The 12,420-nt window shown below is 31.7% G+C and carries 12 protein-coding genes; 10 read left to right on the top strand and 2 right to left on the bottom strand.

Going from position 1 to position 12,420, the window contains the following annotated elements:
- Positions 1–71 precede the first annotated feature (71 nt).
- A complete protein-coding gene (locus OQH62_RS07320; protein ID WP_266015810.1) occupies positions 72–767 on the bottom strand; it encodes a dUTP diphosphatase in 696 nt (231 codons plus the stop codon).
- Between the two features lie 173 nt (positions 768–940).
- On the opposite strand from OQH62_RS07320, the gene OQH62_RS07315 reads away from it, so the two are divergent.
- The 10 genes from OQH62_RS07315 (at position 941) to ybeY (ending at position 11,406) form a co-directional block, all read left to right on the top strand.
- The gene (locus tag OQH62_RS07315) at positions 941–1,351 is read left to right on the top strand and encodes a hypothetical protein (RefSeq protein ID WP_266015809.1); all 411 of its coding nucleotides are present in this window, start codon (positions 941–943) and stop codon (positions 1,349–1,351) included.
- A 74-nt stretch (positions 1,352–1,425) separates the two neighbouring features.
- On the top strand, positions 1,426–2,208 hold the full coding sequence (locus tag OQH62_RS07310) for an ABC transporter permease (RefSeq protein WP_266015808.1): 783 nt from the start codon (positions 1,426–1,428) through the stop codon (positions 2,206–2,208).
- Positions 2,205–2,867 (top strand): ABC transporter ATP-binding protein, encoded by a 663-nt coding sequence (locus tag OQH62_RS07305; protein ID WP_266015807.1) that lies wholly within the window; start codon positions 2,205–2,207, stop codon positions 2,865–2,867. The genes OQH62_RS07310 and OQH62_RS07305 overlap by 4 nt, the downstream gene beginning before the upstream one ends.
- Before the next feature lie 2 nt (positions 2,868–2,869).
- Positions 2,870–3,991, top strand: a complete 1,122-nt coding sequence (locus OQH62_RS07300) for a capsule biosynthesis protein (RefSeq protein WP_266015806.1) — start codon at positions 2,870–2,872, stop codon at positions 3,989–3,991.
- 3 nt (positions 3,992–3,994) lie between these two features.
- The gene (locus OQH62_RS07295; RefSeq protein ID WP_266015805.1) at positions 3,995–5,635 is read left to right on the top strand and encodes a polysaccharide biosynthesis/export family protein; all 1,641 of its coding nucleotides are present in this window, start codon (positions 3,995–3,997) and stop codon (positions 5,633–5,635) included.
- 8 nt (positions 5,636–5,643) lie between these two features.
- Positions 5,644–6,591, top strand: a complete 948-nt coding sequence (locus OQH62_RS07290) for a KpsF/GutQ family sugar-phosphate isomerase (RefSeq protein ID WP_266015804.1) — start codon at positions 5,644–5,646, stop codon at positions 6,589–6,591.
- Positions 6,592–6,594: 3 nt separating this feature from the next.
- A complete protein-coding gene (locus OQH62_RS07285; protein ID WP_266015803.1) occupies positions 6,595–7,575 on the top strand; it encodes a galactosyltransferase-related protein in 981 nt (326 codons plus the stop codon).
- A complete protein-coding gene (locus OQH62_RS07280; protein WP_266015802.1) occupies positions 7,576–10,293 on the top strand; it encodes a CDP-glycerol glycerophosphotransferase family protein in 2,718 nt (905 codons plus the stop codon).
- A 94-nt stretch (positions 10,294–10,387) separates the two neighbouring features.
- The gene (gene recO, locus OQH62_RS07275; RefSeq protein ID WP_266015801.1) at positions 10,388–11,002 is read left to right on the top strand and encodes a recombination protein RecO; all 615 of its coding nucleotides are present in this window, start codon (positions 10,388–10,390) and stop codon (positions 11,000–11,002) included.
- A complete protein-coding gene (gene ybeY, locus OQH62_RS07270) occupies positions 11,002–11,406 on the top strand; it encodes an rRNA maturation RNase YbeY (RefSeq protein ID WP_266015800.1) in 405 nt (134 codons plus the stop codon). Before recO ends, ybeY begins: the two co-directional genes overlap by 1 nt.
- Positions 11,407–11,433: 27 nt before the next feature.
- Here the strand turns inward: ybeY and OQH62_RS07265 are convergent, their stop codons facing one another.
- Positions 11,434–12,417 carry an MnmA/TRMU family protein gene (locus tag OQH62_RS07265; RefSeq protein ID WP_266015781.1) on the bottom strand — a complete coding sequence of 328 codons (984 nt, stop codon included), beginning with the start codon at positions 12,415–12,417 and terminating at the stop codon, positions 11,434–11,436.
- Positions 12,418–12,420 lie beyond the last annotated feature (3 nt).

Here is a 12,420-nt window from a genome sequence, read left to right as displayed (position 1 = left end):
TATAAAGAAAAAGAAAGCTCAACACAAGTAAAGAAGCTAAATTGTACGCTGAAAAATCTTTTGAAGAAATCCTATTTAGCATTAATATATAATTTTTCAAGTTTTTCATAAAGAATTTCAAAAGACAACTCTTGGTTTAAAAGTTCGTTGAGAATTTCATTGTCCTCCTTGCCATTCCAATTTTTTTTATATACTCCTTCTTTATAACCGTGATTCTGCCTGAAAACATTTAAAACATTTTTACCTAAATAAATTTTATACAAGCTGTATAAATTCAAGCCACATTTTAAAGCTAAAGTAAAGTAGATATTAAGTAATTCTCCTAAATCAAAATCAAAACCACTGCATTTGTGGATAATAAGCTCAATATCATTCAAGATTCCATAAATTTCATTGGCATTTTCGCTTGGTTTTGTTTCAAGTTTGCAAAAATCTTTAAAGGTACTAAGCGAAGTAAGTTCCATAGACAAAAAATTACAGTCCTTCTCATCTTTTTTCCCATTTTCAAGCAAAAGACTTAAAATAAAATGCCAAATATCAACAATTTCAATGCGTACATTTTCCCAATTTGTAGGCAAAGCAATATTTTTCCAATGTTTCCACGCAAAAGAATCGATAAGTTCGGCACATTCCATATAAATACAACGGCGAAAACTGATAAGTTTTCCCTCTTTTGTATATCCATTTTCCCAGCCTTTGCCGTTAGTTTCGTCATTAAGTTTTTGCTGAAGTTGCAACATAGTCTTTACAAGCTCTTTTTCGTGCATATGTTACCTTTAGAAGACATCTAAATTTGATATAAAATACAAGTTTCAAGTATTTTAAGATTTATTATAACTTAGTTTTGTATCTTTATAAAAAACAAGTTTAGCTTAATAAAGTAAAACCATTTACTGTTTTATTAAAAAGCACTTAGAATAAATTAGAGTATAATATTACTATGGATTCAAAAATTCTTCATTTTATTACAAAACAAAAACTTCTATCTTGGGCTATGAAGGATGAAGAAGGAGTGTATAGTGCAAGTGCTTTTTATGTCTTTGATGCAGACTCTTTAGCCTTTATAATCGCCTCTGATAAAGATACAAAACACATCCATTTAGCCTATAAAAACCCCAATGTCGCTATCACCATTGCGAAAGAAGATTCAATCGCTCTTTTAAAAGGTATTCAAGCTAAAGCTCTCTTTAAAGAAGCTACTGCACAGCAGACAAAACAGTATTTTCAACAATTTCCTTTTGCGAAACTGTCAAGTAAAGCTACAATTTATGCTTTAGAAATCTTTTGGGTCAAATTCACAGACAATACTCTTCTTCTTGAAAAAAAACTCGAATTTAGCAGATCAAAGTAGAAAACTTCAAAAAATTAAATTAGGTCTTTATTAAAAAAAGTAAGTTATGATTATAAATTATAAATAGGAGATTAATGTTTGATGTAGTTTATGCCCTCTTTTTTAGAGAGTTAAAGACGCGTTTTGGTGCAAACAGACATTTAGGTTATATTTGGGTAGTAGGAGAACCTATGTCTGTGGTTTTAACCGTAACTATCATTGTTACTGTAATTAGAGAGTACCACCATCAAGTAATGCCTGATGGTATTTCCATTTTTATGTTTTTAGTTACTGGAATAGTGCCTTATTTTATGTTTCGTAGCATAGTCAATCAACTTATGAATGGTATAGGGGCAAATTTATCTCTTTTTGCTTACAAACCTGTAAAACCTATTCACGTTTTCATTTCAAGAACTTTGCTTGAATTTTGCATTTACTTTATTATTTTCATCTCTGTACTCTTTGTAGCAGGATGGTTTTTCCATTTTGATGTCTTTCCTAATCGTTTTTTAGGTGTAATGTTTTGCATTTTTCTACTTCTTGCTTCAGGTTTTTCTTTAGGAATTTGCTTTGCCATTATTTGGCATTTTTTCGAACCTTTGCGAACACTTTTAGCGTATTTTAGCATTATATTTTATTGGTGTTCAGGTGTGATTTTTCCAACTTGGCTTATGCCTCGTCCTTTACTCGATGTTTTCTACTATAATCCTTTACTCCATATAATGGAATTGCTACGTTCAAATTTTTTTCAAAACTACCCTTTGCAAGATGCCTATACTTACACATATGCTCTATTTTGGATTATGGTAGTCCTTTTTATAGGACTGTTTGCCTATTATTACAACAGACAAGCTCTTGTAGCAGCTAGAAAACAATGATAAAACTTATAAATTTAAGCAAATCTTACCCTTTATTTAGTGGAAAAAGACACTATATTTTTAAAGATTTTAGTTTCGAATTTCCTGAAAATTGTAGCATAGGACTTATGGGGGGCAATGGGGCAGGTAAATCAACGCTTATGAGACTCCTAAGTGGTGCTGAACTTCCAGATAAAGGTAAAATAATCACAAACAAAAAGCTTTCTTGGCCTTTAGGCTTAAACAGTGCCTTTCAAGGCTCACTTACAGCACGAGATAATGCGAAATTTGTAGCGAGAGTCTATGGCTATAAAGGACAAGAACTTCGTGAAAAAGTGCAATTTGTAGAAGATTTCGCTGAACTTGGAAAATTCTTTGATGAACCTATGAAAACTTACTCATCAGGTATGAGTGCAAGAATAGCCTTTGGTCTTAGTATGGCTTTTGATTTTGATTACTATCTTATCGATGAAGCAGGGGCTGTAGGGGATCCAAAATTTAGAGAAAAAAGTATAAAACTGTACAGAGAAAGATTAAGCAAATCCAAGGTTATTATGGTTTCACACAATATAACTGAAATTAAAGAATGGTGTGATAAAATTATTTTTATGCAAAATGGACAAATCACTGTTTATGATGATTTAGATGAAGGTATAGCAGTATATCAAGGAAAAAAATAAGTATGCAAGAAAAAAAAAGTATATTTGCCATAATAAAAGATTTGAGTTTTTTAAATTCTTTTAACACTGTTTGGTTTTGTATGATTTTTGTTCTCCTTTATTATTTACTCATCGCTAGCGACAGATATGTAAGTTCTATGAGTTTAAGCGTACGTTCAACCAACGCAGAAACTTTACAAACAACGAATGGATTACTCTCTTTACTTTCAAGCTCTTCAAATTCTAATGAAGATTTAAAATATTTACAAGGCTATATTCATTCTTCTGATATGTTAAAAATTCTTGATGAAAGAATCAATCTTCGAAAGCTCTATCAGGAACAACATACTGACTTAGCTTATAGTATTTGGGATTGGAATTCTTTTGAGTATTATTTAGAATATTTTCGAAATCGTGTAAAAACCTACATTGATGATAAAACAGGACTTTTAAATGTAAATGTGGAAGGCTTTACACCAAATTCAGCCCATTTAATAGCTATAAGCATTATGGAAGAGAGTGAAAGATTTATCAATGAAATTTCGCATAAAAATGCAAGAGAGCAAATGGCTTTTGCTGAAAATGAAGTTTTAAAATACAAACAAAGATACCAACAAGCCCAAAACAAACTCATAACTTTTCAAAACAAATATGGAGTTTTTGACCCTTTAAAACAAGCTGAAACGAAAGCCAATTTAGTAGGACAACTTGAAGCAAACCTTGCCCAAAGAGAAGCAAAACTTCTTACTCTTCAAAGCTATATGAACGACAGCGCTCCAGAAATTGTAGCTTTAAAAGCAGAAATTGTAGCTTTAAAAAAACAGCTAACACGAGAAAAGGCTAAAATTTCTGCTGATAATCCTACTCAAAAACTCAACGAGCTTGGAGCCCAGTTTCAAAATTTAACCATAGAAGCAAGTTTTGCTCAAAGTGCTTACGAAGCAGCTTTAAAGGCTTATGAAAGTGCAAGGATAGAAGCGATACGAAAGATAAAACAACTTGTCATTGTACAAAATCCAGATATACCACAAAGTGCAAAATATCCCGAAAAAATTTATAATATTTTGACCGCATTTATGATATTATCTTTGCTTTTTGGTATTGTTAAATTTATCAGAATCATTATAGAGGAGCATAAATACTAAAAAATGAAGAATGTATTTATTGTATTTTTAAGTTTTATTTTTGCCTTTGGAGCAGTAGATACTTCACAAATTACTGCGGTGCAGAATTCTATTGATGAAAACACAAATCTAACAACACCGATAAACACAGAAAATAATACAAGCACTTCTTCGAATGGATTTCCTATATTTGGAGCCCATCTTTTTAATGGTAATTTTAAGGATTTTACTCAAAGAGTCTATAATCCTGATTATAAGATTGCAGTAGGAGATCAAATCAGTCTTAAAATGTGGGGAGCTGTTGAATTGAGTCAAATTGTATCTGTTGATTCTCAAGGCAATATCTTTATCCCTAAAGTCGGAGCCATCAATCTCTTAGGTGTAAAAAACAGTGCTTTAGTTTCAGTTATCACAGCAGCAGTGAAAAAAATTTATAAAAATAATGTTTTCGTTTATGCTGATATGAATGCTTATCAAAATGTTAGTGTATTTGTAACAGGCAGCGTGAATGCGCCCGGATTGTATCAAGGATTAAGCTCTGATTCTATTATTCAATATCTTGACAAAGCAGGAGGAATAAATTTAGAATATGGCAGTTTTCGAAATATACAGATACTTAGAAACAACATTGTAATTAAAAAAATAGATTTATACAATTTTCTCCTCAAAGGACAAATGGAACTCTTCCCTTTTCGTAGCGGGGATGTTATTTTAGTTGAAAATGTACAAAAATATGTTTTTGTAAGTGGAGATGTCCAAAAACCCTTTCGTTTTGAACTTGGCAACGATATAAAAAATTTAAGCGACTTGGCAAGGATTTCAGGAGCAAAACCGATAGTTACAAATGCGGTGGTGCGAAGCTATGGGGAAGAACATACCTTAAAAGTTACTGCCTATAACAAATCAGAATTTAATAAAATAATTTTAAGAACTGCCGATGAAGTGAAATTTGACCCGGAATATGCCTCTAATGAAATTAGCATTAGTATTAACGGCGAACATAATGGACCAAAAACCCTAGTTGTAAAAAAAGGTACAACCTTAGAAGATATTTCACGACTCATTATACCGAATACACAGTCCAATATGAATGCTTTGCAAATTTTCAGACAAAGCGTTGCAAGGACACAAAAAGAGCTTATTAATGCTGGATTGAAAGAGCTTGAAACCTTAGCTTTAACAAGTACTTCTGCAACAGCTCAAGGGGCTTCAATTCGTGCAAATCAAGCAAAAACAATACTTGAATTTATTCAAAGAGCCAAACAGGTACAACCAAAAGGACAAATCGTTATTGATAATGTTAAATCATATAAAGACATAGTTTTAGAAGACAAAGATACTATCAATATCCCAAGTAAAAATAATCTTGTGATTGTACAAGGTGAAATTGCTTTACCCGGTGCTTTTGTTTATACTCAAAGAGGAAGTTTAAAATACTATATTAATCTTGCAGGAGGTCTTTCTGAAAGAGCTGATACCTCTAAAATTTTGGTTATACGAACAAATGGAAAGGCTGAAAAATACCGTTCAAGTATAGAAATGAAACCGGGAGATTCAGTACTCGTACTTCCAAAAATAGAAAGTGAAAATCTGCAAATTTTTTCAATACTTACACAAATTTTGTATCAAATTGCTATCGCAACGAATGTTGTACTCAAACTTTAAGGCTGTCAATGAATGCACTTAAAATTGCAAAAGAAGTTTTTGAAATAGAAGCGGGAAGTATTTTGCATTTGGCTTCAAATTTAGATGGAAATTTCACTAAAGCAATTGAATTAATACTTCAAATTAAAGGACGCTGTATTATAAGCGGAATGGGTAAAAGTGGGCATATAGCAGCAAAGATTGCTGCTACTCTAGCAAGTACAGGAACTCCGAGCTTTTTTATGCATCCGGGAGAAGCCCTGCACGGAGATTTAGGAATGCTCACTCCAAATGATGTTTTACTCGCCATTTCCAATTCAGGAGAAACAGAAGAGCTTTTAAAGATTATCCCCGCGATAAAAAGACGTACAATTCCTCTTATTGTAATGAGTGGTAATACAAAATCAACTCTTGCAAAACAAGCAGATTTCATACTTAACATAAGTGTAGAAAAAGAAGCTTGTCCTTTACAACTTGCTCCTATGTCTTCAACAACTGCAAGTTTGGCTATGGGAGATGCTATAGCTGCGGCTTTGATGAAGGCAAGAAAATTCAAACCTAATGACTTCGCTCTCTTTCATCCGGGAGGAAGTTTGGGACGCAAGCTTTTAACAAAAGTAAGCGATGTAATGGTATCAGAAAAACTTCCTATTGTGCATCCAGAAACTGATTTTAATGATTTAGTAAGTATTATGACAAGTGGAAAACTCGGACTTTGTATAGTTTTAGAAAAAGAAAAACTAGTAGGAATTATTACAGATGGAGATTTACGAAGGGCTTTGAAAGCAAATAACAAACCGCGGTTTGATTTTAAAGCAAAAGAAATTATGAGTTATAATCCTAAAATCATCGATTGTGAAGCTATGGCAACGCAAGCAGAAGAATTAATGCTCAAACATAGTATTAAAGAAATTGTTGTCCATAAAAATGACAAAGTTGTAGGAATTATCCAACTCTTTGCCATCGGCAAACTCTAAAAAATGATGCAATACAGTGTTATAATCCCCATAGATTTAGACTTAAGACCCATTGATATTTTAAAAAAAGTCAAAAGTATACTCAAAAGATCAAGTGATAAAGTAGAAATAGTCTTTGGACATAACGACAGAGGGAGTATCTTTGACTACTATCTCAAAAAAATAATTCAAAAAAAACCCAATGTCAAACTTGCATCAGGAAAATTTTATACACGACTAATCTCTCAAGCCTTACTTCGAAACAGAGCAGTTGAACAATGCACTTGCGAATACATTTATCTTGTTGATGTAGATTATCTCTATGATGAAGCTTTAAGCGATCTCTGTATAGCCGAACTCAAAAGCCACAAGAAGCCTTTTATTATTCTGCCTTGTATCTATCTTAGCCAAAAAGGCTCTCGGTATGTTTTTAAACAAAGCAGAGAGCAAATGTTTGATAAATTTATAGACTTTAGAAAAGATTTATTTCTTAGTCTTGCTTCACCAAGCGGTGGAGCTATTTTTATGAAGAGGAAAGATTATTTTACAATTGGTGGCTTTGATGAGGATTTTATAGGAAGAGGTGGCGAGGACTTTGAATTTATGATAAAACTTGCTCTTTTTCATAAAGCTATCCTACCGAGTCAAGATTTAATGATTAACCAATTTTATAAAGCTCCTTTACTTTGCGAAGGCTTTAGAAAATATCTTAGTGTCCTTTGTCTGCCATATTTTTTCGAAAAAAAAGTCGCTTTCCACCTTTATCACGGAAGAAATAGACTAAGAGGATATTTTAGACAATATGCAAAAAACTCACAACTCTTGCAAGAAAAAATTCAACTCGATACAACAAACATTTCAAAAGGCGATTCTTTACTCCAACTCTATGAACAACTCTGCGAAAAACACCAAATTCCAATTAGCAAATACGCTGTGCTTTTTGATAGTTATAAACCAAAAATTTTCAGTGTTGAGAGCTTTTTGCTTTTTTTAAGAAGATTATAAATGCTAAGGCTTTCTGCGCACAATAAGAACTTTCTAAAAACTCTCATCAATGGTATTTCTAAGATCTACCTTCAAAAACTCTACAGCCAAATCAAACCTAAAAAATACAAATCAAACTATTATTTTATAATTATTTCACCGGTATATAATGTAGAAAAATACCTCAAGGATTACTTCGAAAGCTTTATCCACCAAAGACTTGATTTTAAAAACAATATACATCTTATTTGCATAGATGATGGCAGTACAGACAATTCAAGCTCTATTATTAAAAGATACCAAAAAAAATTTCCTGACAACATCAGCTATATATACAAAACAAATGGGGGGCAAGCAAGTGCTAGGAATTTGGGATTAAAGCTTTTAAAAGGTATTCTTTATGATACAAACTGTAACAATACTGCTTTAAGCAAAGAAGAACTAAAAAAATTACAAGAAAAATTTAAACATTATGCGCTTTGCACCGATTCAAAAGATACAAAGAAAAATTTGCAAAAATTATGGTTAGGTTTTACAGACCCTGATGATTTCTTAGACAGAGAATGTTTATACAAAGTAGAAAGGTTTTTACATAGCTACAACAAACACACGCGGTACACTAAAGAAAAAGACTTCAATACCAAACAAAACCTTCATAATGATTTAGGGATGATTAGCACAAACATCATCTTTTATTATGAACTTTCTAAAAAATTCCCAAAAGGACTCTATAAAGATGAACACCCTTTAAATTTTAAATTCCAAGAAAAAGAAACTGTACTCACCAATTCTAATTTAGAAAGTTTTATCCAACTTGCGGCAATGAGTGTTTTTATTAATTTCTCAAAACTTCCTCATAATTTGTATTTTGATGAAGATTTAAAACCAAATTTTGAAGATGCAAAATTCATCAACGAATTTTTGCTTGAAAATATACATTCAAAATCCGCTTTTTTGCAAGATTCTAAACTTTACTACCGCAAAAGAATTGATAAAAGCTCCACTCTTGATACAAAAAACGAAAACAATTTTAAGCAGGTTTTAGAAATAGGCTATCTTGATCTTCTCAAAAAGAGTAAAAGAAAATTTGCTTGTATTCCAAATTTTATTCAAAATACCATTATTTATGATCTATTTTGGGTGATAAAAGATACTCTCAATCAGTATTCTTGTGAGGATCAAAGAACAGTTGTGCTTTGGGAAAAGATTTTTTCTGAAATTGAAGAAAAAAATATTGAAAATTTTTATTTTACCCATTTTGATGATTTTTATAAAATGGGTATTTTAAATCGTTTTAAAGGCATACAGCAAACTCCGACAAAGGCTTTCATTAATGCCTTTGACACAAAAAAAGATCAAATTCAAATTTCGTATTTTCACACTCAAAAAGAATTCCAAAGAGAGCTAAAAATAGATGGTAAAACAAAAGAAATTCTCTATGAAAAGATCAGAAAAATTGAACTTTTCAACAGAGATTTTTGTTATGAAACTTTGTTTTGGATACAAATAGAAAAACATTCTTCTGAACTTGATATAATTTTAAACAACCAAAAGCTACAAATCATTTTCAATGAAAAAACTCTCAAAAATTTAAACATCATTCACCAAAAAATGTTTTCTTTAAAGAAAGAAAGAAAGAAAAACCTACCCATTTGGCTCTTTAGTGACAAAGCTTTCAAAGCTGATGATAATGCAGAGCACCTCTACCGCTACCTAATGCAAATACAAGCAAAACAACAAAAATTTTTTATCTTAAAAAAAACAAGTCCTGATTATTCAAGACTTCAAAAAGAAGGTTTTCAACTCATCGACCCGACAACTTTGAAATTTAAATACCTCCTCCATAAAGCGGATAAAATCATATCTTCACATATTGATAGCTATTTGTTTAATGCCTTTGGTGGTGATACTTTGAGGGCAAAAGACTTTATCTTTTTACAACACGGTGTAACAAAAAACAATCTCAGCAAATGGCTTAATAAACGAAAAATAGACCTTTTCATCACTGCTACAAAAAATGAATTTCATTCGATACAAGATAATTACAACAGCTATAAATTTAGTAGCAAAGAAATTAAACTCACAGGTTTTGCAAGGCACGATAATCTTTTACATCAAGCCAAAACATATTCTCCAAAAAAACAAATTCTTATAATGCCAACTTGGAGGGAAAAACTAGCAGGGAAAATGCAACGATTTAATCAAAGAAAAATCAATACAGATTTCACACAAAGTGAGTACTTTAAAACCTATCAAAGCCTTTTGATAAGCGAGAGACTAGCCCAGCTGTGTAAGCAATTTCATTATGAAATTCTTTTTCATCCCCACCCTGAAATTCTGCCTTATCTTCATTCTTTCTCACTTCCAAATTGGATTTTAATTCATTCAAGTGAAACAAGTCTTCAAAAGCTTTTTGCAGAATCTGCCTTAATGATAACTGATTACTCATCAGTCGCTTTTGAAATGGGATATTTAGGAAAAGGGGTGCTGTATTATCAATTTGATGAAAAAGATTTTTGGAAAAAACACACCCTTGCAAAAGGTTATTTTAACTACCGTAGAGATGGTTTTGGTCCTGTTTGTGTTAATGAAAAAGAACTGCTAGATACATTAGAAAAAATCTTAGCAAATGATTGTAAAATAGATGAGCCTTATATCTCAAATATCCAAAGTACTTTTGAATTCAAAGATGGCAAAAATTGTGAGCGAATCTATGAAGAGATTCTCAAACTTGAATAATTTTTCATAGTATATTAACTACTATGATACAATTTAGACTTGTGAGTTTATATTAGAAAAAAGATATAATATGTAAAATTTTTTAAGGCAAAGTATGCAAGGTTTTATACTCCATACACAAAAAGTCAAAGATGAGGACTTGCTTGTTTGTATTTTAAGTAAAACAAGCATTATTAGAACGTACCGTTTTTATGGCTTAAGACATTCTACTATACTAAGCGGCTATAAGATAGACTTTGCACTTGAAGACAATCCTCGTTTTTTACCGCGTTTAAAAGATGTATTGCACTTGGGTTTTCAATGGATTTTACACAGGGAAAAGATGTTTTTATGGCAAGAATTTATCCGTCTTTTGTATGCACATTTAAAAGAACTCGGTGAAATTGATGAATTTTATTTCGAACTTGTCAATGAAAGCGCAAAAAGATTTGAAAAACAAAATCCTAAACGAGTTATTCTTGATTCTTATCTTCAAATTTTGGAATTTGAAGGAAGATTGCATAAAGAATTTTCTTGTTTTCTTTGTGATGAAAAAATTAAAGGAGATATTACGCTTGTACGAGCTTTTTTGCCTTCTCATAAACCTTGTGTTTTCGGATTAGAATTGAATAGAATAAAGCTTGAAAATTTTTATGAGAGTAAAAATTGTGCTATTTTTAATGATGAAGAGATAGAAAAAATGTATATGCTTGTTAAAGAAGGGTTATAATGATACTTTGTGAAGATGAATGTGGCTTTTTAGAACCAATAGCTCAAAAACTTAGTCTTAAAGATGTTGAACTTGTCTTTGTCAATGATGAGCAGATGAAAGCTCTTAATTTTAAACAAAGAAACATTAATCAAAGCACCGATGTACTCTCTTTTCCACTTCAAAATATTAGCGATACTCTTCCTTTAGGTTCAATCGTTATCAACACGGATTTAGCCAAAAAAAAAGCTTGTGAATTTGGACACAGCTTTGAAGATGAGTTAGCTTTGCTTTTTATCCACGCTATGCTTCATTTACTAGGCTATGATCACGAAAATGACAAAGGACAGATGAGAAAAAAAGAAAAAGAATGTATTGAATTTTTTCAACTTCCAAAAAGTTTAATAATTAGGAATGAAATATAACAAAACATTTTTTTCAAGTTTTAAAAATTAAGTGATAAAAAATGGCAGTACTTGATTTTTATCTTCAAAAGCAACAGTTTGAAATGTAGCTTCTTTAAAACCAAGTTTATAACTCTTTCCTGTTTCATTTTTTGTGTAAGTTAAAGCTATTTTAAGAGCAAGTTGCAAATCCTCATCACCAATAGAACTATCAACCAAAGAATACGCTCCAATAAGACCAAAAAGGTTGATTTCTTCATATTTTGGAGTTTTAAGTCGCCTTAAAAGCTCATTTTCAAGCTCATTGCGACCTATAATCATCTTTGCGCCATTAGGAAGTCTTAAATGACGTCCATATTTTAATAATTGAGCGTCATTCACTTGCATATTTGAATCAAATTCAACAAAATCACGTATCTTTTTTGCAAAACTTTCTAAGGTAAGCAAACAGCCACCACCCGGACTTTCAAAATCCTCAAGTCCAAAACTTGCGGCAAGTTCAAGTTGTCTCTTGCGACTCCTGCCGCTTATGCCTTCAAGTTTTTCTCTATCTACCCAACCCTCACGTTCAGGCTTTGTAAGAGGTAAATTTTTTGCACACATAGGTCTTAGTATTAGATCTTCTTCATCTAAAGCAAGTTTTTTGACTTTAGCCATAGCATCAGATCTTTGACTCATAGGTCTTTGCCCTAAAACTTCCCCTGTGATGATAAAATCTGCCTTTTCACTTTCAAGCAAAGAAAGTGCTGTTTTAAACATAAAGGCGTGGCAGTCTATGCAAGGATTAAAATGCTTACCATAGCCATACTGCGGGTTAAAAAGTACTTTTTGCAGATAGGAATTGCGTACATCTATCATTTCAAATTCAGCCCCAACCATAGCTGCTCTCTTAGACATAATCTCGCTTTTATCCGTAGTAGCACCAAAACCTATATTGATATTAAGTGCCTTAACTTTTATACCTTGATTTGTAATGAGTTTCATAGCAAGCATACTATCAAGCCCACCACTAAAAAGAGCTAATGCTTTCATATT

Origin of the sequence: Campylobacter sp. MIT 21-1684, from assembly GCF_026241315.1 — a bacterium.
Lineage (GTDB): Bacteria > Campylobacterota > Campylobacteria > Campylobacterales > Campylobacteraceae > Campylobacter_D.
Note: the sequence above shows the minus strand (reverse complement) of the source record. Positions and strands in the feature narration are given on the sequence as shown.